Annotated in this window: 25 protein-coding genes; 16 read left to right on the top strand and 9 right to left on the bottom strand. The window is 76.2% G+C overall.

What is annotated here, in order from left to right; all coding sequences use genetic code 11:
* The 4 genes from F1544_RS20495 to F1544_RS20480 form a co-directional block, all read left to right on the top strand.
* The coding region (locus F1544_RS20495; RefSeq protein ID WP_208972294.1) for an Asp23/Gls24 family envelope stress response protein at positions 1 to 398 on the top strand (398 nt) is incomplete at its 5' end.
* Positions 395 to 967, top strand: a complete 573-nt coding sequence (locus tag F1544_RS20490; protein WP_167588058.1) for a DUF6286 domain-containing protein — start codon at positions 395 to 397, stop codon at positions 965 to 967. The genes F1544_RS20495 and F1544_RS20490, both read left to right, overlap by 4 nt.
* On the top strand, positions 964 to 1,545 hold the full coding sequence (locus F1544_RS20485; RefSeq protein WP_167588057.1) for a hypothetical protein: 582 nt from the start codon (positions 964 to 966) through the stop codon (positions 1,543 to 1,545). Before F1544_RS20490 ends, F1544_RS20485 begins: the two co-directional genes overlap by 4 nt.
* A gap of 62 nt (positions 1,546 to 1,607) precedes the next feature.
* Complete coding sequence (locus tag F1544_RS20480) at positions 1,608 to 2,684, top strand: aquaporin (protein WP_244309348.1); 1,077 nt, start codon at positions 1,608 to 1,610, stop codon at positions 2,682 to 2,684.
* A 7-nt stretch (positions 2,685 to 2,691) separates the two neighbouring features.
* Here the strand turns inward: F1544_RS20480 and F1544_RS20475 are convergent, their stop codons facing one another.
* Positions 2,692 to 3,354 (bottom strand): HAD family hydrolase, encoded by a 663-nt coding sequence (locus F1544_RS20475; protein ID WP_167588056.1) that lies wholly within the window; start codon positions 3,352 to 3,354, stop codon positions 2,692 to 2,694.
* 95 nt (positions 3,355 to 3,449) lie between these two features.
* Between F1544_RS20475 and F1544_RS20470 the strand changes: the two genes are divergently transcribed.
* The gene (locus tag F1544_RS20470) at positions 3,450 to 4,337 is read left to right on the top strand and encodes an HAD family hydrolase (RefSeq protein WP_167588055.1); all 888 of its coding nucleotides are present in this window, start codon (positions 3,450 to 3,452) and stop codon (positions 4,335 to 4,337) included.
* On the opposite strand, the gene F1544_RS20465 is transcribed toward F1544_RS20470, so the two are convergent.
* The 7 genes from F1544_RS20465 to F1544_RS20435 all read right to left on the bottom strand — a co-directional run bounded on the left by F1544_RS20465 (position 4,318) and on the right by F1544_RS20435 (position 9,761).
* Positions 4,318 to 4,572, bottom strand: coding sequence for a hypothetical protein (locus tag F1544_RS20465; RefSeq protein WP_167588054.1), 255 nt, complete (start codon positions 4,570 to 4,572; stop codon positions 4,318 to 4,320). The two genes, F1544_RS20470 and F1544_RS20465, sit on opposite strands and share 20 nt — an antisense overlap.
* Positions 4,569 to 5,579, bottom strand: a complete 1,011-nt coding sequence (locus F1544_RS20460; protein ID WP_167588053.1) for a chymotrypsin family serine protease — start codon at positions 5,577 to 5,579, stop codon at positions 4,569 to 4,571. Before F1544_RS20460 ends, F1544_RS20465 begins: the two co-directional genes overlap by 4 nt.
* Positions 5,580 to 5,787: 208 nt before the next feature.
* Positions 5,788 to 6,720 (bottom strand): dioxygenase family protein, encoded by a 933-nt coding sequence (locus F1544_RS20455; protein ID WP_167588052.1) that lies wholly within the window; start codon positions 6,718 to 6,720, stop codon positions 5,788 to 5,790.
* Positions 6,721 to 6,806: 86 nt separating this feature from the next.
* Positions 6,807 to 7,253, bottom strand: coding sequence for a hypothetical protein (locus F1544_RS20450; RefSeq protein WP_167588051.1), 447 nt, complete (start codon positions 7,251 to 7,253; stop codon positions 6,807 to 6,809).
* Positions 7,254 to 7,835, bottom strand: a complete 582-nt coding sequence (locus F1544_RS20445; RefSeq protein WP_280114976.1) for a bacterial proteasome activator family protein — start codon at positions 7,833 to 7,835, stop codon at positions 7,254 to 7,256.
* Between the two features lie 21 nt (positions 7,836 to 7,856).
* Positions 7,857 to 8,702: a phosphatase PAP2 family protein gene (locus F1544_RS20440; protein ID WP_167588050.1), complete on the bottom strand. Its 846-nt coding sequence runs from the start codon at positions 8,700 to 8,702 to the stop codon at positions 7,857 to 7,859.
* 126 nt (positions 8,703 to 8,828) lie between these two features.
* On the bottom strand, positions 8,829 to 9,761 hold the full coding sequence (locus F1544_RS20435) for an aldo/keto reductase (RefSeq protein WP_167588049.1): 933 nt from the start codon (positions 9,759 to 9,761) through the stop codon (positions 8,829 to 8,831).
* 172 nt (positions 9,762 to 9,933) lie between these two features.
* Here F1544_RS20435 and F1544_RS20430 point away from each other — a divergent pair, with 172 nt between their 5' ends.
* From F1544_RS20430 to F1544_RS20380, 11 genes are all read left to right on the top strand, one after another.
* Positions 9,934 to 11,298 (top strand): glutamine synthetase family protein, encoded by a 1,365-nt coding sequence (locus tag F1544_RS20430; RefSeq protein ID WP_308470223.1) that lies wholly within the window; start codon positions 9,934 to 9,936, stop codon positions 11,296 to 11,298.
* Positions 11,279 to 12,019, top strand: a complete 741-nt coding sequence (locus F1544_RS20425; protein ID WP_167588048.1) for a gamma-glutamyl-gamma-aminobutyrate hydrolase family protein — start codon at positions 11,279 to 11,281, stop codon at positions 12,017 to 12,019. The genes F1544_RS20430 and F1544_RS20425 overlap by 20 nt, the downstream gene beginning before the upstream one ends.
* Complete coding sequence (locus tag F1544_RS20420) at positions 12,016 to 13,380, top strand: aldehyde dehydrogenase family protein (RefSeq protein ID WP_167588047.1); 1,365 nt, start codon at positions 12,016 to 12,018, stop codon at positions 13,378 to 13,380. Before F1544_RS20425 ends, F1544_RS20420 begins: the two co-directional genes overlap by 4 nt.
* A gap of 3 nt (positions 13,381 to 13,383) precedes the next feature.
* On the top strand, positions 13,384 to 14,169 hold the full coding sequence (locus tag F1544_RS20415; RefSeq protein WP_167588046.1) for a 3-oxoacyl-ACP reductase: 786 nt from the start codon (positions 13,384 to 13,386) through the stop codon (positions 14,167 to 14,169).
* A gap of 2 nt (positions 14,170 to 14,171) precedes the next feature.
* Complete coding sequence (locus tag F1544_RS26600; protein WP_308470222.1) at positions 14,172 to 14,897, top strand: FadR/GntR family transcriptional regulator; 726 nt, start codon at positions 14,172 to 14,174, stop codon at positions 14,895 to 14,897.
* 149 nt (positions 14,898 to 15,046) lie between these two features.
* The gene (locus F1544_RS25610) at positions 15,047 to 16,729 is read left to right on the top strand and encodes a GGDEF domain-containing protein (protein WP_167588045.1); all 1,683 of its coding nucleotides are present in this window, start codon (positions 15,047 to 15,049) and stop codon (positions 16,727 to 16,729) included.
* A gap of 53 nt (positions 16,730 to 16,782) precedes the next feature.
* Complete coding sequence (locus tag F1544_RS20400) at positions 16,783 to 17,478, top strand: YoaK family protein (RefSeq protein ID WP_208972293.1); 696 nt, start codon at positions 16,783 to 16,785, stop codon at positions 17,476 to 17,478.
* Positions 17,479 to 17,572: 94 nt separating this feature from the next.
* A complete protein-coding gene (locus F1544_RS20395) occupies positions 17,573 to 19,027 on the top strand; it encodes a protein adenylyltransferase SelO (RefSeq protein WP_167588044.1) in 1,455 nt (484 codons plus the stop codon).
* Positions 19,028 to 19,055: 28 nt separating this feature from the next.
* On the top strand, positions 19,056 to 20,045 hold the full coding sequence (locus F1544_RS24950) for a PDR/VanB family oxidoreductase (protein WP_167588043.1): 990 nt from the start codon (positions 19,056 to 19,058) through the stop codon (positions 20,043 to 20,045).
* Positions 20,046 to 20,228: 183 nt separating this feature from the next.
* Positions 20,229 to 21,605 (top strand): sugar porter family MFS transporter, encoded by a 1,377-nt coding sequence (locus F1544_RS20385; protein WP_373368104.1) that lies wholly within the window; start codon positions 20,229 to 20,231, stop codon positions 21,603 to 21,605.
* Between the two features lie 123 nt (positions 21,606 to 21,728).
* Positions 21,729 to 21,965: a hypothetical protein gene (locus tag F1544_RS20380; protein ID WP_167588041.1), complete on the top strand. Its 237-nt coding sequence runs from the start codon at positions 21,729 to 21,731 to the stop codon at positions 21,963 to 21,965.
* Between the two features lie 30 nt (positions 21,966 to 21,995).
* Here the strand turns inward: F1544_RS20380 and F1544_RS20375 are convergent.
* Positions 21,996 to 22,416 (bottom strand): HNH endonuclease (locus F1544_RS20375; RefSeq protein WP_167588040.1); only part of this gene is annotated, 421 nt, incomplete at its 5' end.

The raw sequence follows: 22,416 nt of genomic DNA, 5'->3' as shown, positions 1-22,416 counted from the left end.
GCGCCCCCGCCGACCCGGCGGCCGAGCGCGGCCGCGAGGCCGAGCGCGGCCGCCGCGGGACCCTGCGCGTCGCGGACCGCGCGGTCGAGCGCATCGCGGAGGCCGCCGCCCTGGAGGTCCCCGGCGTCGCCCCGTCCGGTGCGGGGACCGGGACCCTCGGCACCGCCCTGGGCCGCGCCTACCCGCGCGTCGGCTGCCAGGTCGCCGGCCGCCGCGTGCGCGCCGACGTCGAGATCGCGACCCGCTGGCCGCAGCCCGCGGACCGCGTCGCGGCCGCGGTGCGCGAGCACGTCACCGAGCGGCTGAGCACGCTGGCCGCCCTCGACGTCGACGCGGTGGACGTGCGCGTCGCCGAGGTCGTGCGCCTCGTCGCCCGCGACGCGAGGCGGGTCCGGTGAGCGCCCCCGTCTCGGACGCGGACGTCCGGCCCCCGTCGATGCGCCCCGCCGCCGCCCCCGCCGGTAGCGGCCCCGTCGGCGTCGTCGGCCCGCTCCTCGCCGTGCTCCTCCTGGCGCTGGGCGTGCTGCTGGTGCGCGACGCCCTCGTCACCGCCGGCACCGTGTCCGGCAGCGCGTGGCTGCCCGCCGTCGTCGACGGGCTGCGCGGCACCGGCCCCGCCGGCTGGCTCGTCCCCGCCGGCGCCGTCGTGGTGCTCGTCGGCCTCTGGCTGGTCGTCGTGGCGCTGCGCCCGCGCTCGCGCCGGACGCTGCCCCTGACGTCGGACACCGGCGTCTTCCTGCACGTCCGCGACGTCGCGCGCCTGGCCGCCGGTGCGGCCGGGGACGTCGACGGCGTCCTGGACGCCTCGGCCTCCGCGACGCGGCGCAAGGTCACCGTCACGGTGTCCGGCACCGCCGCGGCCGGCCTGCGCGAGGACGTCACCGAGGCGGTCACCGAGCGCCTCGCCGCGCTCGCGTCCGCACCCCGCGTCTCCGTGCTCGTCCGCACCCCCGAGGAGTCCTCGTGAGCCGCTCCGTCGTCGGCCTCGACCGCGTCCTGACCCTGCTGGCCGGCCTCCTGGTCGTCGCCGCCGGGGCCGCCGTCGCCGCGTGGGGCGGCGGGTGGCTCGTGCAGGTCTGGGCCGCCGCCCCCCGCACCCTGCAGCTGCGGACCGCCTCGGACGCCTTCAGCGCGTCCTGGTGGCCGTGGGCCGCCGGGGCCGCCGGGGTCGTGGCCGCCCTCCTCGCGCTGTGGTGGCTGCTGGCCCACGTGCCCCGGAACCGGGTGGGGGACCTCCCGCTGCGCGGCTCCGGCCGCGGCGGGCGCCTCGCGCTCGACCCCTCCGGGGCGGCCGCGACCGCCGCGGACGTCCTCGCCGCCACCCCGGGGGTCCGCTCCGCGTCCTCCCGCGTCGTGCGCGAGCGCGGCTCCCTCGTCGTCGACGTCTCGGCGACCGTGGAACCCACCGCCGACCTCACCGCGGTCGTCGTCGCCGCGGACGCCGTCACGGCCGACCTCCGCCAGGTCCTCGGCCGCGACGACACCCGGGCCCGGGTGCGCCTCGGCGTGGCCCGTCGGGCCCGCCGCCAGCGCCGCGTCAGCTGACCGCGCTCCTCCGCACCACCGAACTCCTCCGCACCACCGACCCCTGGAAGGGGAACGTCTCCATGTGGGTCCTGCTGTCCGGTGGCCTCCGCCGCTGGGTGATCTTCTCCCTCGCCGTCCCCGTGGCCGGCCGCCTGCTCGGCGCCGCGGGGCGCCGCCTCGAGTCCGCGAAGGGCCCGACCCGCGTCTCCTCCGGCCTCCAGGGTGCGGGCCGGCTCGTCTCGAACAAGGCGCGCACCGCGTCACCGGCCGCCGACGCCCCGGAGCAGCCCCGCCGTCGCGGCGTGCTCGCCGCAAGCGCTGAGGGCGGGGCAGCAGCCGTGGCCCACGACGTGACCCCCGATCCGCAGCACGACCGCGACGCCCGCGACATGAGCGGCCCGACGATGGCCCTGACGTCGTCGACGCCGCGGCCCGCCGCCGAGACCGGCACGGGCGGGCGGGGCACCCTCGCCCGCGCGGCCGTCGCCGAGCTCGTCGGCAGCTTCGTGCTCGTCCTCGCCGGCTCGGCGACGGCCGTGGCGGCCGGCACCACCGACCCGCCGGTGTTCGGCGTGCCCGTGGTCGTCCTCGCCTTCGGCCTCGCCCTCGCCGCCCTCGCGGCGGCGCTGGGGCCCGTCTCCGGCGCCCACCTCAACCCGGCGGTCTCCGTCGGACTGGCGGTCTCCGGCCGGTTCCCGTGGCGGGCCGTGCCCGCCTACGCCCTCGCCCAGCTGGCCGGGGCGCTGCTCGCGGCGCTCGCCACGTGGGGCGCCTTCGCCGGCCGCGGCCGCGAGGTCGTCGCCCTCGCGGCCGCCGCCCCGGCGCCCGGGGTGTCGGCGGGGCGCGCGTTCTTCGTCGAGGCCCTCGTCACCTTCGTGCTCGTCCTGGTCGTCGTGGGGGTCGCGACCGACGACCGCGTGCCCGCGGCCGTCGCCCCGCTGGCGGTGGGGGCGGCGCTCGCGGTCGCGATCGCCGTCGCGGCGCCCCTGACCGGGGGCGCGGTGAACCCCGCCCGCGCGTTCGGGCCGGCGGTCGTCTCGGGCGCCACGGGTGCGCTCTGGGTGTACCTGACGGCCCCGTTCGCCGGCGCCGTGCTGGCCGGGCTCGTCCACCGGCGGGTCCTCGCCGGCGGCTCCCCGCCGGTCCGCGCCGCCTGAGGGGCGGTCAGCGGGAGGGCTTCGCCAGGGGGGTCTCGTCGAGCCGCTCCCGCAGCTCGACGAGGGAGTCGAAGACGGAGACCGCCCCGGCCTCGGTGAGCTCGTCCACGCTGAAGCCGCCCGTGCGGACGGCGATCGTGGGCACGTCGAGCTTGGACGCGGCGACGACGTCCCACGTCGAGTCGCCGACCATGACCCCGGACGAGGCGTCGACCCGGGCGAGGGCGGCCTGCACGATGTCGGGTGCGGGCTTGCTCTTCTCGGCGTCCTCCGACGTCGTCCACGCCGTGGCGATGGAGCGGCCGTCGACCAGGTCGAGGAACCGCTCGACCTGGTCCTTCTTCCCGGAGCTCGCGAGCACCACGGTGAAGCCGCGGTCGGCGACCTCCTGCAGCAGCTCGTGGGCGCCCTCGAACGGCCGGCACTCGTCGATCAGCGCGCCGAACTCCTCCGCCCACGCCGCGCGCAGGTCGTCGCCGTGCTCGCGCTCCACGTCGTCCCCCGCCACGGCCGGGACGAACGTGTCGCCGCCCATGCCGATGCCGCGGTGGATGCGCCACAGCGGGCGGACCACGTCGAAGCGGGCGAAGGCCCGGGCCCACGCGAGGGCGTGCTGGTAGTTGGTGTCGACGAGGGTGCCGTCGACGTCGAAGATCGCAGTGTCGGCCACCCGGGGCGACTACCCGCTGGGGCGCCCGGCAATCCCCGCCCGCGGCCGCCGTCGGGGTCGGCGGGGGCGTCGCCGCGGTGAGGCAGACTGGTGCCGTGACGCCGGAACCCCTCGCCAGCACCCTCGACGAGCAGGCGGCCGCGACGCGCGACGCCGGCGAGCGCGCCTTCGCCGCGGGCTGGAAGCTCGTGGCGACCGACCTGGACGGCACCGTCATCCCCCGCGACCGCCCGCTCTCGGCCCGCACCCTCGCGGCGTTCGCGGCCTGCGCGGAGGCCGGCATCAGCGTCGTCCCCGTCACCGGCCGCCCGCCGCGCTGGGTGACGCCGCTGGCCGAGGAGGCCGGGCTGCGCGGGCAGGTCGTGTGCGCCAACGGGGCCGTCGTCTACGACCTCGACCGCGACGAGGTCGTCCGCCAGCACGAGCTGTCCCGCGACACGGTCCGCCAGGTGGCCGAGCGGCTGCGCCCGGTCATGCCGGGCATCGGCTTCGCGCTCGAGGCCGTCGGCGGCTTCCGCCGCGAGGACGCCTACGCCACGCGCTTCGACACGGGGCTCGAGGCGCGGGTCGGCGGGCTGGAGGAGCTGCTGTCGGACTCCCCGCCGATCGTGAAGATCCTCGCCAAGTGCCCGGGCATCCCCAGCGACGAGATGCTCGAGCGGGCGGTCGCGGAGGTCGGTGACCTCGTCAACGTCACGCACTCCAACGCGGTGGACTCGCTCATCGAGATCATGCGGCTGGGCGTCAGCAAGGCGACCACGCTGGCCGACGTCGCGGCGGACCGCGGGGTCACGGCCGAGGGGGTCGTGGCCTTCGGGGACATGCCCAACGACCTGGAGATGCTGCGCTGGGCCGGGCGGTCCTACGCGATGGCGGACGGGCACGCGGACGCGCGCGAGGCCGCGGACGACGTGGCGCCGGCGTGCGGCGACGACGGGGTGGCGCAGGTCCTGGAGCGGTTGCTCAGCTGGCGCGGGCGCTGATCCGGCCGACGGCCGTCACGCGCACGGGGACGCCGTCGACCGCGGTCGGCAGGTCGGGGTGGTCGGCGTCGTCGACGACGTTGACCTTGACCGACCAGCGCCCGGACGCGCGGGACAGACCGACGCCGTTGACGCGGGAGTCCCCGGCCACCAGCTGACGCACGTGCGCCTTCGCGGCACGTGCTGCCGAGGCACCCTGGAGGTCGGTGCCGGTCCGTCCCGCGTCCTGGCTCACCTCACCAGTGTCGCACCGAGCGCGTCGAGCACAAGGGCGATCGGGTTGCAGAACGTCAGCCCGGTGCCGTTGTCCCCACCCCGCTCGCTGCCCGCGAACAGCAGGCCGACGGCCTCGCGGGTGTCCGGCCGGTAGACGAGGGAGCCCGAGTCGCCGCCCGCGGAGAACGCCGAGGTGGTTCCCGTGATCTCGATCTGGCCGTCGAAGCTGACCACGCCGACGGGGTACTCGACGGCGACGTCGTCCAGCTCGATGGCCGTGATCCGCCCCGTGGTCCAGCCCGTGGTGCGGCCCACCTTCTCCACGGCCACCTCGTCGTCGGGCTCGGCGGTGCCCACCAGGCGCCCGCACGGGTAGGTGGCGTCGATCTGGTCGTCGTCGGCCGAGGACACCCCCTCGAGGAGGGCGATCGCCGCGTCGACGGTGTTGCCGCCGCCGGCCTCGAGCGCGACGGCGCGGGCCAGGCGGCCCACGCGGTCCCCGGCCGTCCCGCGGTCGGCGGGGCCGGGCTGCAGCACCGGGTCGTCCAGGGCACCCCGGTCGGAGTCGGCGAGCACGTGGTTGTTGGACAGGACGTAGACGCCGTCGGACCCGGTGACGGTGACGAAGCCCCCGAGGGTGCCCGCCGTCACGTCGCGGTGGGCGATCGACAGCCCGGGGTGCAGGGGGCGGACGCGGCGCCGCAGCGTCGCCGCCGACCAGGTCCGGTCCTCCGTCGGGGCCGTGTTCTCGGTGGGGAGGCTGAGCGCGACGACCCGGCCCACGTCGCGCACGTCGACCTCGGAGCCGGCGCTGGTGCCGGCGAGCTCCCGCGCCCGGCCGAGCAGGGCGTCGCCGCGGGGCCCGGAGTAGCGCACGGCGACGCCGTAGCGGGGTCCGTTCGCGCCGCGGCCCAGGACGCTGATCCCGATCGAGGCCACGCCGGACGGGGCCGCCAGGGCGACCAGCTCGTCCGACGCGCGGGCCCGCAGCTCGGCCTTGAGCTCGCGGGCCGAATCGATGTGCATGGGTGGCTCCCTCTGATCGTCCCTCGGTGACTCTCCGGATCCTGACAGTCACCTCCGACACTGACCAGCGCTGCGTCGCCTCCGTTCCCGCCCTCCGGCGCCCGATCCGCTGCGGCGCAACGGGACGAGTAGTCGAACGCGTGTTCGAACGAGTCGGGCGCCCGGGCGCGTCAGGCGGGCGGGTCCGCGGTGCAAGGGCGGTCGCCCCTCACGCGGAGGTGGGCCGGTCGCCCGGCCCGCCGCCCGTCGGCGCCGAGCCCGCGGTGGGCACGGTCGAGGTGTCGACGCCCACCCGCAGCGTGAGGGTGAAGCCGCTCGCGACGTCGCCCGTGACGGTCGGGAGCTGCGTGGCCGCGGAGTCGTCGCTGAACACGTTGTCGCTGCCCAGGGTGACGTTCGCGAGGTTGGCCACCGACGCCTCGTAGCCGGCGGTCGCGTAGACCAGGTCGGCCGTGGCCTCGGGCAGCGCCAGCTGCGATGTGGCGACCGCGTTGGTCGCGTCCGTGATCGAGGCGACGTCCGGGTAGACCTCGAAGTGCACGTGCGGCCAGCGGCCCGAGTAGGCGGCCGGGACGATGCTCGTGAAGGTGACGCTCCCAGCGGCGTCGGCCACCTGGACCCCGCGCAGGAAGTTCTCGTCCTCGAGCCCGTCGGCGTACAGGGAGTACTCGCCGTCGCGGTCGCAGTGCCACACGTAGACCGCGGCGCCCTCCATCGGGGCGTCGTCGTCGACCATGTCGACGACGTCCAGCGTCAGGGTCATCGGGACACCGGGGGCCGTGGTGGTCGACGTGCCGAAGCTGGAGCGCAGGTCGCTGCGCACCACCCCGCTCTGCGTGAGCACGTTCGCCCCGTTGGAGCCGTCGCCGGGGTAGGGCCCGGCGGTCTCGTCGGGGATCTCCGTCAGCGCGGACGCGCTGGTCGAGGCCGTCGCGGTGCCGGCGTCCCCGCACGCGGCCAGGCCGAGGCCGGCGAGGCCCAGCCCGAGCCCGGACAGCAGCGCCCGCCGGTCGAGCATCGTGCGCAGGTCGAACGCGAGGCCCTGGTCGTCGACGTCCTCGTCCGGCCGGGGCAGCGCGCGCCCCCGGAACGTGCGGGGCGGGGGGACCGCGTCGGCGCGGGGGGAGTCGTGCGGGCTCATGAGAGGTCCTTCCGGCTGGGTACCCCCACGGTCGGGGCGCCGCCCAGGTGCCACCGGTGCCCCGGTTGTGCTCACCCTGTGGACCGTCAGAGCCCCGCGAGCTCCTCGGCCCGGGCCACCGCCCGCTCGACCGCCGCGATCCGCTCCGGCGCGGGCCCGTCCCCGGCCTCGGCGCCCTCGCCCGCGTTGACGCGGACCATCGCGGCGGCTTCGGCGGCCTGCGCGCACGCCGTCGCCGTCCGGGTGATCCGGCGGTGCACCTCGGGGTGCTCACCGTCGGGACCGGCGGGCACCAGCAGCTGGGTCGAGGGCGCCTCGGCCTGCGCCTGCAGGGCCCTGGCCCGCGCGGCCCGCGCGACGAGGTCCATGCGGGGCAGGAACGCCTGCAGCGCCTCGCGCGACGGGCCGGGCGGGCAGCCGTCGACGACCTGCTCGAAGCGGCGCACCGCGCGGTCCACGGAGTGCGCGGCGCGGGCCCAGACCCCCTCGCCGAGGGGGTCCGGGGGCCGTCGCCAGAACGCCCAGCGCGGCACCTAGAGGTACTGGCCGGTGCCGGGACCCTGCACGCGCGGCATGCCGCTCGCCGGCCCCGCGGGTGCGGCCGCCCCGGGCACGCCGGCGCCCGCGGGCAGGGCGCGGCGCATCTCCGCGAGCTGCGCCTGGGTGGCCATCTGCTGCGCGACGAGCGCGGTCTGGATGCCGTGGAAGAGGCCCTCCAGCCAGCCGACGAGCTGGGCCTGGGCCACCCGCAGCTCGCTCTCGGACGGCGTCTCGCCCTCGGCGAAGGGCAGGGCGATGCGCTGCAGCTCCTCGACCAGCTCGGGCGCCAGGCCGTCCTCGAGCTCGGCGATGGAGCGGCCGTGGATCTGCGCGAGGCGGGCGCGGCCGGCCTCGTCGAGGGGCGCCGAGCGGACCTCCTCGAGCAGCTGCTTGATCATGCTGCCGATCCGCATGACCTTCGCGGGCTGCGACACCATGTCGGCGGGGCTGGGCTGGCCCTCCTCGGGCGGCTGGGCGATGCCCATCCCCTGCGGGGTCACCACGACCACGCGGGGGTCGGAACCGTCAGCGCTCTCGCGGGCGGCGACGTCGGGCGGGGTGGGGTCTTCGGCCATGGGGCCATCCTGCCCCGAGGCTCAGTGGCGCACCTCTCGCGGCAGCGCGCGGGCGGCCAGCAGGACGGTGCCCGCGACGACGACCCCGGACGACAGCGTGCCCGCGGTGAGCCCACCGGTCGGCAGGACGTAGGTGACGACCAGCGCGCCGAGGCAGAGCACCGGCACCCCGGCGGCGAGGGCGAGCAGGCGCCCGGTGCGCGCCTGCGCCCGCGAGGGCAGGGCCAGCGCCAGGCACAGGACGACGGAGCCGACCAGCGCCGAGGCCAGGACGTCGCTCACGCGGTGCCAGCCGTGGTCGATGACGAAGGCGCCCATCGCCCCGGCGGCCGCGGCGCCGGCGAGGGTGAACAGGGGGCGCAGCCAGCGCGGCGCGACGAGCAGGAAGCCCAGGGCCAGGCCCAGGACGCCCGACGTGTGGCCGCTGGGCAGGCTGTTCGGGATCGCGCCGTAGAGCCCGCTGAGGGTAGGCCGCGTCAGGAGCTCCAGCTTCAGCACCTCGGTGACGCCCAGGGTGGCGGCGGCGACGCCGACGCCCAGGACGGTGCGCCGCAGCCGGCCGCGGCCGCTGAGCGCGCCCAGCACGACCATCGCCGCGACGGCGACCAGCAGGTGCTGGGGCTCGAAGCGCTCGACGACCCGGAAGACCTCGCGCAGCCAGCCGATGCCCGCCGCGTCGGGGGTCGAGACGGCGGTCTCGTGCAGCGCGTTCTCCCGCAGCTGGCCGCGGACCGTGCGCACGCAGGCCAGGTAGACGCCCGCGAAGGCCGCGGCCTGCACGAGCGCCCCGCCGAGCGACGCTCCCGACACCCGGGCGCGCGCGGAGCGCGTCCACGAGGACTGCTGGGCGGGAGCGGAGGTGACCACGTCTCCATCTTGGAGCACGGGCGCCGATCCCGCGGCCCCCGCCGGTGCGGAACCTGTGCGGATCGCCGCAGGGTCCCGTGACCGCCCCGGCGGGGTGCCGCGGGTGCCAGGCGTCAGTGCGAGGCGTCAGCGCGAGGCGTGCTCCAGCGCGGCGACCTCGTCGGTGCTGAGCTCCAGCGTCAGGGCCGCCATGAGGTCCGGCAGCTGCTCGGGCGTGCGGGCGCTCGCGATGGGCGCGACCACCGTGGGCTGCGCCGTCAGCCAGGCCAGGGCGACGGCCGAGACCGGGGCCCCGTGGGCGGCCGCGACCTCGTCGAGGGCCGTGAGCACGGCCTGCCCGCGGGGGGTGTCGAGGTAGGCGCCGGCCTTGCCGGAGCGGACGCTCTCGGCGCTCTGGCCGGGGCGGTACTTGCCCGTGAGGAAGCCGGAGGCGAGGGCCGCGTAGGGCACGGACGCGAGGCCGTTGGCGGCGACGACGTCGGCCACGCGGCCCTCGTAGGCCTCGCGGGCCACGAGGTTGTACTCGTTCTGCAGGGCGACGTAGCTCGCGAAGCCCTCGCGGCGCGAGGTCTCCAGCGCCTGCTCGAGGCGGGGCGCGTCGTAGTTGGAGGCGCCGAGCGCGCGGACCTTGCCGGCGCGCACGAGCTCGTCGAAGGCGCCGAGCGTCTCCTCCAGCGGCGTCTCCAGGTCGTCCTTGTGGGCCCAGTAGAGGTCGATGCGGTCGGTCTGCAGGCGCTGCAGCGACGCGTCCACGGCCGTGCGGATCGTCTCGGCCCTGAGGTTGTCCAGCCCCGGCGCCATGCCGACCTTGGTGGCCAGGACGATCGCGTCACGCTTGCCGGACGTGGCGAACCAGGTGCCGAGGATCGTCTCGGAGATCCCGGCGCCGCCGTCGCTCCACGCGGAGTACACGTCGGCCGTGTCGACGAAGTCGCCGCCGCCGTCGACGAAGGCGTCCAGGACGCGGTGGGACTCGGCCTCGTCGGAGGTCCAGCCGAAGGTGTTGCCGCCGAGGCTCAGGGGGCGGACGTCGAGCTCGGAGGTGCCGATGCGGGTCATGGGGTGCGGAAACCCTTCCGTGTCGTGTCGTTGAGGGGTCCAGCACAGCACCGCCGCGCCCACCCCGCCCGCCCACCCGCCCGGAGGACCGTTGACCGGGCGGGGTGGCGCCGGTAGCTTCGCCGCACTGAATGGATCAGGTTCGACCCATTTCGACGGGACGGTGGCCGTGGTGGCTCAGCGCGAGGGTTTCCTGACGATCGAGCAGCTGCGGGCGGCCGTGGCCCTCGGGGAGATCGACACCGTCCTCGTGGCGATGACCGACATGCAGGGGCGCCTGCAGGGCAAGCGGTGCTCGGCGGAGTTCTTCTTCGACGAGGTGCTGGCGAACGCGACCGAGGGCTGCGACTACCTCCTCGCCGTCGACGTCGAGATGAACACCGTCGCCGGGTACGCCAACAGCTCGTGGGAGGCCGGCTACGGCGACGTCGTGCTGCGCCCCGACCTCTCGACGCTGCGGCGGGTGCCGTGGCAGGAGGCCACGGCGATGGTCCTGTGCGACGTCGAGAGCACCGCGGGCGGGGGCGTGTCCGTCTCGCCGCGGCAGGTCCTGCGCCGGCAGCTGGAGCGGCTCCGCGAGCGCGGGCTGGAGGCCTTCGTCGGCACCGAGCTGGAGTTCCTGCTCTTCGACGACACCTACGAGCAGGCCTGGGACCGGCGCTACACCGGGCTGCAGGCCTCCAACCGCTGGAACCTCGACTACTCCCTCCTCGGCACGGCCCGCGTGGAGCCGGTGCTGCGCGCCATCAGCCGCGGCATGACGGGGGCGGGCCTGTACGTCGAGTCCGCCAAGGGCGAGTGCAACCCGGGCCAGCAGGAGATCGCCTTCCGCTACGCCGACGCGCTGACGACGTGCGACAACCACGTCGTCTACAAGAACGGCGCCAAGGAGATCGCGGCGCAGCTCGGCAAGAGCCTCACGTTCATGGCCAAGTACGACCAGCGCGAGGGCAACTCCTGCCACGTCCACCTGAGCCTGCGCGCCACCGACGGCTCGGCCGTCCTGCCCGGCGACGGCGAGCACGGGTTCTCCCCCCTCATGCGGCAGCTCGTCGCCGGCCAGTACGCGGCGCTGCAGGAGCTCACGTACTTCCTCGCCCCGAACGTCAACTCCTACAAGCGCTTCGCGGAGGGCAGCTTCGCGCCGACCGCCGTCGCCTGGGGCCTGGACAACCGCACGTGCGCGGTCCGGGTGGTGGGGCACGGCCAGTCCCTGCGGGTGGAGAACCGGCTCCCGGGCGGGGACGTCAACCCCTACCTCGCCGTCGCGGCCCTCATCGCCGCGGCCCTGCACGGCATGGACGCCGACCTGCCGCTGCCGCCGATCACGACCGGGAACGCCTACGCCTCCGACGCGGCCCGCGTCCCGACGACCCTGCGCGCGGCCGCCGACGCGCTGGCGGGCAGCGACATCGCCCGCGCCGCCTTCGGCGACGACGTGGTGGACCACTACGTCAACGCCGCGCACGTGGAGCTCGCGGCGTTCGAGTCGACCGTCACCGACTGGGAGCGGGTCCGTGGTTTCGAGCGCCTCTGAACCCCGCCCGGTCGTCGGGATCACGACCTACGTCGAGCGGGCCGCCTACGGGGTCTGGGACCACGAGGCGACGCTGCTGCCGCGCACCTACGCCGACGCGGTCCTGCGCGCGGGCGGCGCACCCGTCCTGCTACCCACGATCGGCCCGGCCCTGCCCGAGGTGATCGGCCGGCTCGACGCGCTCGTCCTGTCCGGCGGCGCGGACGTCGACCCGGCCAACTACGGCCGCGAGGCCCACCCCCGCACCGTGTCCCGCCCCGAGCGCGACGCCAGCGAGCTCGGGTTCCTGGCCTCCGCCCTGGCGGCCGGCCTGCCCGTCCTCGCGGTCTGCCGCGGGGCTCAGCTCCTCAACGTCGCCCTCGGAGGAACCCTCGTGCAGCACCTGCCCGACGTCACCGGCTCCGACGAGCACCAGCCCGGGCGCGGGGTGTTCGGCCGCTTCGAGATCGAGGTCACCGCGGGCAGCCGCGCGGCCGGCATCCTCGGCGAGCGCACCAGCGTCCTCTGCTACCACCACCAGGCCGTCGACACCCTCGGCGAGGGGCTGGAGGTGGTGGCCCGCAGCGCCGACGGCGTCGTGCAGGCCGTCGAGCGCCCGGGGGAGCCGTTCGTGCTGGGCGTGCAGTTCCACCCCGAGCAGGACGCCGACGACGACCGCCTGTTCCGCGCGGTGGTCGAGGCCGGCCGGGCCCACGCCGCGGCGCGGGGGGTGCTGCGGTGAGCCTGCTGGAGCTCGTGAACCCCGCGACCGAGGAACCGCTGGGCTCCGTCGAGCTGCTGTCCGCCGCCCAGGCGTCGGAGGCGGTCGGGCGCGCGCAGGCGGCCCTGCCCGCGTGGCGCGCCGTCGCTCCGGCCGACCGGGCGCGGCTGCTGCGGCGCTTCGCCGACGCCGTCGACGAGCACCGCGAGGAGCTCGCCCAGCTGGAGGTCCGCAACTCCGGGCACCCCGTCTCCTCCGCCCGCGGCGAGGCGGCCGCGGTCCGCGACGTCCTGGAGTACTACGCCGCCGCCCCGGAACGGCTGTTCGGTCGGCAGGTCCCCGTCGCGGGCGGCATCGACGTGACGTTCGCGGAGCCCCTGGGCGTCGTCGGGGTCATCGTCCCGTGGAACTTCCCGATGCCCATCGCGTCGTGGGGGTTCGCCCCGGCGCTGGCGGCCGGCAACACCGTGGTCCTCAAGCCCGCGGAGCTCACGCCGCTGACCGCGCTGCGCCTCGCGGAGCTGGCCCTGGAGGCCGGCATCCCCGAGGGGGTGTTCCAGGTGCTGCCGGGGGCGGGGCCCGTGGTCGGGCAGCTGTTCGTCGAGGACCCCCGGGTGCGCAAGGTGGTCTTCACGGGCTCCACGCGCGTCGGCAAGCAGATCATGGCCGGGGCCGCGGCCCAGGTGAAGCGCGTGACGCTGGAGCTGGGCGGCAAGAGCGCGAACATCGTCTTCGCCGACGCGGACGTCGCGCGCGCCGCGGCGGCCGCCCCCGGCGGGGTGTTCGACAACGCGGGGCAGGACTGCTGCGCGCGCTCGCGCATCCTCGTGCAGCGCAGCGTCCACGAGGAGTTCTGCGCCCTGCTCGACGAGGCCGTGCGGGCCTTCCGCGTGGGCGACCCGACGCAGGAGGACACGGAGATGGGCCCGCTCGTCTCCGCGGCCCACCGCGACCGCGTCGCCTCGTTCGTGTCCGACGACGTGCCGGTGCTCTCGCGCGGGACCGCGCCCGACGGCCCGGGGTTCTGGTTCGCGCCGACGGTGCTCGCGCCCACCTCGCCCTCGGACCGGGTGGCCGTCGAGGAGGTCTTCGGGCCCGTCGCGGTCGTCATCCCCTTCGACGACGAGGCCGACGCCGTGCGGATCGCCAACGACTCCGAGTACGGCCTGTCCGGCTCGATCTGGACCCGCGACGTCGGCCGGGCGCTGCGGGTCAGCCGGGCCGTGGAGGCGGGGAACCTGTCGGTGAACTCGCACTCCTCCGTCCGCTACGGCACGCCGTTCGGCGGTTTCAAGCAGTCCGGCCTCGGCCGGGAACTCGGCCCGGACGCGCTGGCCGCCTTCACCGAGGTCAAGAACGTCTTCATCGCGAGCGGGGAGTAGGTCATGGCGGTTGCAGCACTGTCGGGTCAGCGGCTGGAGGGGCGGGTCGCCGTCATCACGGGCGGCGGCAGCGGCATCGGGCTGGCCACGGCGCGGCGCTTCGCGGCCGAGGGCGCGACGGTCGTCATCGCCGACGTGTCCGCGACGGCGGGGGAGGCCGCGGCCGAGGAGGTCGGCGGCGTCTCGATCGCCACCGACGTCACCGACCAGGAGCAGGTGCGGTCGCTGTTCGCGGAGACCGTCTCGCGGTTCGGCCGCCTCGACATCGCCTTCAACAACGCGGGCATCTCCCCGCCCGACGACGACTCGATCCTCACCACCGAGCTCGCTGCGTGGCGCCGCGTGCAGGAGGTCAACCTGACGTCGGTCTACCTGTGCTGCAAGTACGCGATCCCGCACATGCTCGAGCGCGGCAAGGGCTCGATCATCAACACCGCGTCGTTCGTCGCCGTCATGGGCGCGGCCACGTCGCAGATCTCCTACACGGCCTCCAAGGGCGGCGTGCTCGCCCTCAGCCGCGAGCTGGGCGTCCAGTTCGCCCGCCAGGGGGTGCGCGTCAACGCCCTGTGCCCCGGGCCCGTGAACACCCCGCTGCTGCGGGAGCTGTTCGCCGCCGACCCCGAGCGCGCGGCCCGGCGCCTCGTGCACGTGCCCGTCGGCCGGTTCGCGGAACCCGAGGAGATCGCCGCGGCCGTCGCCTTCCTGGCCAGCGACGACTCCTCGTTCATGACGGCGTCGCAGTTCCTCGTCGACGGCGGCATCGCCGGGGCCTACGTCACGCCGGAGTGAGCGTGCCCGCCCCCGGAGACGCGCGGGACGGCGCGCAGGCGGCCGTGTTCCGTCCCGTGCGGGCCGGCAACGCCTTCGAGGAGACGGTGGAGCGGCTCCTGCAGGCGGTGCGGCTGGGGATCGTCGCCACGGGGGAGCGGCTGCCGCCGGAGCGCGAGCTCGCGGCCCGCCTCGGCGTCAGCCGCGTCACGCTGCGCGAGGCGATCCGGTCCCTGGCCGAGGCGGGCCTCGTGGAGTCCCGCCGCGGCCGCAGCGGCGGCACGTTCGTCGTCACCGACCGCGGGCCCGCCGGTGCCCCGGCCGCCGCGCCCGACCCGGCGGACCTGCGCGACGCGCTGCGGCTGCGGCGGGTCCTCGAGGTCGGCGCGGTCGAGCTGGCCGCCGAGCGGACCCTCTCGGAGGCCGTGCGGGCGGACCTCGCCCACCGCCTCGAGCTGGCGACGGCGACCACCCTCACCGAGCACCGCGCCGCGGACTCCCGCCTGCACCTCGCCCTGGCCGAGGCGGCCGGGTCGCCGTCCCTCGTCACGGCCGTCGCCGACGTCCGGATGCGCGTGAACGCCTCCCTCGACCGCATCCCGTTCCTGCCGCCGAACCTGGCGAACTCCCACGCCCAGCACCGCGAGGTGGTCGCCGCCGTCCTGGCGGGCGACCCCGGCCGGGCCCGCACCGCCATGCACGAGCACCTCGACGCGACCGCCGCCCTGCTGCGCGGCTTCCTCGGGTGAGGCGTTGTGCCCCCTTCGGGGGTCCGGGTGATCGTCAAGTGCGCAACCAGGGCGCCGATGATCCAGGACAGGCCGGGTGCAGCCCGGTGAGCACCGACCGCCGCGCCGCCGTCCGCGGGCGCGACGGGCACCACCGAGGGGGAGAGGGCATGCCGCCGGTCCGTCGCGCGCGCGAGCAGCACCGCCTCGCGCCCCGCCCTCCGGCGAGCCGGGGCCGGCGCCTGCCGGCCGTCCCGCGCCGGCGGCTGGTCGTCCTCGCGCCCGCCGTGCTCATCGGCGCCTGCCTGTGGGTCCTGAGCGGCTACTCGGCTGTCGTGGACGCGAAGATCGTCGCGCTCGAGGTGGTCGCCGGGGTGGTCGCGATCGGCTCCGCCGTCGTCGCCCCCTCCACCGCCGCCCGCCGGGCCCTGCTGCTCCTCAGCGCCTGGGTCGCCCTGACGGCGGTCGGGGACGCGTACTGGCTGCTGACGGTCGACCCCACCGGCCTGAGCTACGTCCTGGGCGAGTTCGAGCCCGGTTTCACGATCACGGTCGAGATCGTCCGCTACGCGGCCCTCCTCACCCTCCTCGCGCACGCCGTGCCGCGTCGGCGCAGCGGTCCCGGCGATCGCCGGGCGCCCGGCCGGGGCGCGGTGCGGCTCGGCGGCCGGACCGCCCTCGGCCACGTGCAGGCGACGGCGACCACCGCCGCGCTGGTGCTGCTGGCCACTCCGGCGGGGGCACTGGTCCAGGAGGGCAAGTCCTACTCGGTGTTCTGCTTCTTCGACGTCGTCACCATCGCCACCGCGGTGGTCGTGGTGCTGCGCAGCCTGAGCTCCGTCCCGCGTCCCGAGGTCGGTCCGTCGCGGCGGCTCCTCGCCACCGCGGCCGGGGTCGCCGGGCTGGTCGGCGGTGACGCGGTCATGGTGCTCAGCCAGACCCGCGCCTGGGTCCTGGGCGGGGGGCTCGGCCTCGTCCTGGCGGTGGGTGGCGCCGCGGTGCTGCTCGTCACCTACCTCGGCCCCGCCTCCCCGGGGGCGGCCGGGACGGCGTCGCCGCTGCCGGCGGTGCCGGCGCGGCCCCGCCCGCACGTCGCCGTCGCCGTCTCCGTCCTCGTGCAGAACGTGCTGCCCACCGTCATCGCCGTCCTCGTCACGGTCCAGCTCGTGTCCGCGAGCCTGGGCGGGGACCGCGTGGGGCCGGCCACGGTCGGCACGGCCGCCGCGGCGCTCGTGCTGTCGCTGCTGCGGGCGGTGGCCGGGGCGCAGCGGGCCCACCGCGACGAGGAGGCCGCGGTCGACGCGGAGAGGGACGAGCTCACGGGCGCCTACACGCGGCGCGGGTTCAGCGCCCTGGCCGAGCAGTGCCTGCGGGAGGGGGCGGCGCAGGACGGCGCCTCGCCGCGGCCCTGGAAGCCGGCTCCCCCGCAGCGGGTCCACCGGGAGCGGGGGACGGACCCCGGCTGGTGCGTGGCGCTGCTGGACCTCGACGGCTTCAAGGGCATCAACGACACCCACGGCCACGGCGCGGGTGACCAGGTGCTCGGCATCGTCGCCCGGCGCGCCGCCGGCGTCGTGGACGGCCACGGCGTCGTCGCCCGCTTCGGCGGGGACGAGTTCGTCGTCCTCGTCCGGACCGGGCCCCCGACGGCACCGGCCACGCAGCGCCTGGTGCGGCGGCTGGAGGAGGCCATCGCGGCCCCGGCGGCCCTCGACGGCGGGGTGGTGGTGCAGGTCGGCGTCTCGATCGGCCTGGCCGGCATCCCCGAGGACGGGCGCGGCGACGGCCTCGCGGTGGCGCTGGAGGCCGCCGACCGGCGCATGTACCGGCGCAAGCAGGGGAGCCGTGGATGATGCGGTCCGGACCGCCCGGACGGGCGGCCCGCGGCGACGGCGGAGGAGATCCCGTGCTCGCGAACTACCTGCGCCACCCCCGGCACGGTCCGCTGCCGGCGATCCTCCTGCTGCTGACGTTCGGCACCGGCCTGGTCGACGCGCTGAGCATCCTCGGCCTGGGCCGGGTGTTCGTGGCGAACATGACGGGCAACGTCGTGTTCATCGGCTTCGCGCTCGCCGGCGCCCCCGGGTTCTCCCTCGCCGGGTCGCTCGTGGCGCTGGCCGCGTTCCTGCTCGGGGCGTCGGCGGGCGGCCTGCTCGTCGCCCGTTCCGGCGGCCACCGCGGACGGCTGCTGCGCAACGCCCTGCTCGGGGAGACCGGCCTGCTCCTGGTCGCGCTCGCGCTCTGGTCCGCCCTCCCGGGGACGGGCGCCGCGCTGCCCGTGCTGGGCGTGGCGGCCCTCGCCCTCGGCGTGCAGAACTCCGTCGTGCGCCGGCTCGCGGTCCCGGACCTGACCACCACGGTCCTGACCATGACGCTGACGGGCATCGGCGCCGACCTGCGCCGGGGGGACGTGGCCACGGCCGTCCGCCGCACCGTCACCGTGCTCTGCATGCTGGCCGGCGCCGTCGTGGGGGCGCTGGTCGTCCTGCGCTCGGGGGTCGGGGCGGGGCTGGTGGCCGTCACGGCCGTGACGGTCCTCGCCCTGGTCGCCGCCGCCCTCGCCTCCCGCGGGGAACCGGCGTGGGCCCTGCCGTCCCGCTGACCGCCGCGGCGGCACCCGTCACTGCCGCCGGGGCGCCGCGGGCCCCCGACCGGGACGGCTGGCTGGTCCGCGCGTCGTCGTCATACTGGAATCCGTGAGCGTCGCACCCTCTCCCACCGTCGACCTCGACCACCGCTTCGCCCGCGACCTGCCCGAGATGGCGGTCGCCTGGCAGGCGGAGGCGGCCCCCGACCCGCACCTCGTCGTGCTCGACGAGGCGCTCGCCGCCGACCTGGGCCTCGACCCGGCGTGGCTGCGCACCCCCGAGGGCGTCCGCCTGCTGGTCGGCGCCGAGGTGCCGCCGGGAGCGCGGCCGGTCGCACAGGCCTACTCCGGGCACCAGTTCGGCGGGTTCTCCCCGCGCCTCGGCGACGGGCGCGCGCTCCTGCTCGGCGAGGTCGTCACCCCCGACGGCCGGGTGCGCGACCTGCACCTCAAGGGCTCGGGCCGCACGCCCTTCGCGCGCGGCGGCGACGGCCTCGCGGCGCTGGGCCCGATGCTGCGCGAGCACGTGATCAGCCAGGCGATGCACGCGCTCGGCGTCCCCACGACGCGGGCGCTCGCCGTGGTCGCGACGGGCCGCACGGTGCTGCGGGAGACCCCGCTGCCCGGGGCGGTGCTCGCGCGCGTCGCGGCCAGTCACCTGCGGGTCGGCAGCGTCCAGTACGCGCGTGCGACGGGCGACGCGGAGCTGCTGCGCCGCCTGGCCGACCACGCGATCCGCCGGCACCACCCGCAGGCCGCCGAGGCCGAGCACCCCCACCTCGCCCTCTTCGAGGCCGTCGTCGCCGTCCAGGCGCAGCTCGTGGCCCGCTGGATGCTGGTGGGGTTCATCCACGGCGTGATGAACACGGACAACACGACCCTGTCCGGGGAGACCATCGACTACGGGCCCTGCGCCTTCCTCGACGCCTACGACCCGTCGACGGTCTACAGCTCCATCGACACCGGTGGCCGCTACGCCTACGGCAACCAGCCGCTCGTCCTGGAGTGGAACCTCGCCCGGCTCGCTGAGGCGATGCTGCCCCTGTTCGACGAGGACGAGGACCGCGCCGTGGAGCTCGCGGTCGCCGCGCTGGGCCGGTTCCGGCCGCAGTACGACGCCGCCCTCGCCGACGGCCTGCGCGCCAAGCTGGGCCTGCGCCCCGACGCGGACGCCGCCCTGGGCGAGGAGCTCCTGGCCCTCCTGGAGGCCGGCCGCGCCGACCTCACGCAGACGTTCCGCGCGCTGGGCGTCGCGGCCCGCGGGGACACCGGGCCCGTGCGGGAACTCCTCGGGGCGACGCCCGCGGTCGACGCCTGGCTCGGCCGGTGGCTCGCCGCAGGCCCGGACGCCGACGCGATGGACCGCGTGAACCCCGTCGTCGTCCCGCGCAACCACCTCGTCGAGGAGGCGCTCGCCGCCGCGACGGCCGGGGACCTCGCCCCGTTCGAGCGGCTGCTCGACGCGGTGAGCCGGCCCTTCGAGGCGCGGGCGGGCCTCGAGCGCTACGCGGCCCCCGCCCCGCCGGAGTTCGGGGCGTCCTACCGGACCTTCTGCGGCACCTGACGCGCACGCCGTCGGGCAGGATGGCGGGGTGATCGACGGGCTCCCGGGTGACCTGCGGCTCGTCGTGGCCGGCGACCGGGCGCTCACGCCCGCCGTCCGCGAGCTCGACCTGCGCGACCCCGCGGGCGGGGTGCTGCCGCCGCACCCGGCCGGCTCCCACCTCACCCTCACCACCCCCGGCGGGCACCGCCGCAGCTACAGCGTCACGAACCCGCCGTCGCAGCGGGACCGCTACGTCGTGGCCGTGCAGCGCGAGGCGGCCGGGCGCGGGGGGTCCGCGAGCCTCGTCGACGACCTGCGCACGGGCGACGAGGTCAGCGTCGCGGCCCCCCGGGACGGGTTCGGGCTCGTCGACGCCGAGCGGTACCTGTTCGTGGCCGGCGGCATCGGCATCACGCCGCTGCGCGGGATGCTGCACGAGGTCCTCGCCCGCGGGCACCGCGACGTCACGCTGCTGTACCTGACGAGGTCGCCGGAGGAGACGGCGTACCGCGACGAGCTGCTGGCGCTCGCGGCCGGCGAGGACCTCGCGCACGTCGTGGTGCTGCACCACAGCGCGAGCGCCGGCCGGGCCGACCTGTGGCCGTGGCTGGAGCACCCCGACGACGGCCTGCAGCTGTACGCGTGCGCCTCGGCGGGGCTGCTGGAGGAGGTCCGGGCGCTCACGGTGCACTGGCGGCCCAGCCGGGTCCACCTGGAGGACTTCACCGGCGTCGCGCCGCTGCGGCCCGGGGGCCGGCCGTTCACGGCGGTCTGGGCGCCCACGGGGGCCCGCGTCGAGGTCGCGGCCACCACCACGCTGCTCGACGCCCTGGCCGGCGCCGGGCTGGACGTGCCCAGCTCGTGCGGGTCGGGCACCTGCGGCACCTGCCGGCTGGCGCTGCTCGACGGCGACGTCGAGCACCGCGACCTGGTGCTGCGCCCGGAGGAGCGGGCCACGGCCGTGATGCCGTGCGTGTCGCGGGCGGCGTCGGCGGAGGTCACCGTCGGCCCGGTCGGGAGCACGGCGCCCGCCTGAGGAGGCGGTTCCACCGCGTCGCGCGGTTCCTCTGGGTGAGCGCCGCGGCGCGGCAAGTGCTTGTCTGGGTCCGGTTCGCGCACGGACCGGTGCCGCCCACGTCGATGTCGGAGGAACTCCATGCCCCAGGACCACGGGCGCCAGCACGGTTCGCGCGGGGACGGCGGTGGCCTGACGGGTTCCGTGGTCGTCGTCGCACTCGTCTCGGCGATCTCCGGACTGCTCTACGGCTACGACACCGGCATCATCTCCGGTGCGCTGCTTCAGATCAGCGACGACTTCCAGACCGGCGACGGCTGGGAGCAGGTGATCGCGGCGTCGATCCTGGCGGGGGCCGTCATCGGAGCGCTCACCTGCAGCCGGCTCGGTGAGCGGCGCGGCCGCCGCGGGACGCTGCTCGTCGTCGGGATCGTGTTCGTCGTCGGCACCCTCGGGGCGGCGCTGGCCCCGAACCCGGTGCTGCTGTCCGTGGCCCGCCTCGTGCTCGGGTTCGCCGTCGGCGGGGCGACGCAGACCGCCCCGGTGTACGTCGCGGAGCTGGCGCCCACGAAGTACCGCGGCCGGCTCGTGCTGTGCTTCCAGATCGCCATCGGCGTCGGCATCCTCATCGCCACCATCGTCGGGGCGACCGAGCTGGTCGACTGGCGGATCTCGATCGGCGCGGCCGCCGTGCCCGCGGCGATCATGTTCCTGCTGATGCTCCGCCTGCCCGAGAGCCCGCGCTGGCTGCTGAAGGCCGGCCAGGACGACCGCGCCCTGGAGGCGCTGGAGCGCGTGCGGCCCGACGGCTACGACGTCAGGGCCGAGCGGGACGAGATCGCGGAACTCGTGCAGGAGGAGAACCAGGCCAGCACGAGCGGCTGGCGGGGCCTGCGCGAGGCGTGGGTGCGCCCGGCGCTGATCGTCGGCTGCGGGCTGGCGATCTTCACGCAGCTGAGCGGCATCGAGATGATCGTCTACTACTCCCCGACGATCCTCACCGACAACGGCTTCTCCGACACGGTGGCGCTGCGCGTCTCGGTGGCCCTCGGCGCGACGTACCTCGTGACCCAGCTCATCGGGCTCGCGATCATCGACCGCGTCGGCCGCCGCCGCCTCACCCTCATCACCCTGCCGGGCGCCGCGCTCTCCCTGATCGTGCTGGGCACGTTCTTCGTCACGGACAACGCCGGCAAGGCGCAGGTCCCCTACATCGTCGCGACGCTGGTGGCGTTCATGGCCTTCACGGCGGGCGGCATCCAGCTGATGGGCTGGCTGACCGGGTCGGAGATCTACCCGCTGGCCACGCGTTCCGCCGGCGCCGCCGCGCAGTCCGCGTCGCTGTGGGGGACCAACCTCCTCATCACGCTGTCGCTGCTCACCATCATCGACACGATCGGCACGGGGCAGACGTTCTGGCTGTACGCGGCGTTCAACGTGGTCGCCTTCATCTTCCTGTTCAAGCGGATGCCCGAGCTCACCGGCCGCAGCCTGGAGCAGATCGAGGGGCGCCTGCACGAGGGCCGCTTCCGGCCCGCGGACTTCGCCGCCGACGACCGGAGCCGCACGCCCGCGCGCTGACCACGTGCCGCGGAAGGCTTCGACCAGGTCACGGATCGGCGTTTCCCGGCGGAAGGCGCGCGCGATCCGGGGGGTGCGGGCTACCGTCGGATCCCGGCCCTTCGCGCAGAGACGGTGGTTCCCGTGCACCACGCCTACTCCTCGCTCACCGCCTACCTCGACCTCGACGCGTGCGCCCTCGTGGTCAGCGCCGACGACGGTCGCACCGTGCAGCGCATCGACCTGGGCCCGCCCCGCCCGCACGGCTACTACGAGCCGGACCAGCTCGAGGCCGCGCTCGTGGAGGTCGACCTGCGGCTCGTGGGGCAGTGGATCCGCGACGGTGACGGCGGGGCCGTCGCCGACGTGACCCAGCGCTGACGCGCGCGGCCCGGCGTTCTCGCGCCGACGTCAGGCGGCGATGTCGAGGAGGCGCCCCAGGTGCCGCTCGACCACGGACCGGCCGAGCTCGACCGTCCACGTGATCTCGGGCAGCTCGGGGTGACCCGACACCGGCGGTGGTGAGCCGGCGTACGCGTGCCCGGTCGGGGTGGTCAGGGTGGTGACGCCGGTGGCGGGGTCCCGGGTGGAGCGGAACCCGGGGAGTTCCTTGGTGTGGTTGCACGCCTCGCACAGTCCCTGCCCGTTCGCGGCGGTGGTGAGGCCGCCGCGGGCGTGGGGTCGGACGTGGTCGAGGTGGCGGATCGGGGCATCGCAGAACGGGGTCGCGCAGCGCTGGTCGCGGGCCCGCAGGAACTCGGCCAGGCCGGCGGGGAAGACGCGCTGGCGGGACTCCAGCGCGACCAGCTGCGAGCTGTCGGGGGCGGTGAAC

The sequence above is a fragment of the Kineococcus rubinsiae genome, assembly GCF_011839805.1.
Classification (GTDB): Bacteria; Actinomycetota; Actinomycetes; order Actinomycetales; family Kineococcaceae; genus Kineococcus; species Kineococcus rubinsiae.
The sequence above is the reverse complement of the archived record's forward strand: the minus strand, read 5'-3'. Positions and strand labels throughout refer to the sequence as shown.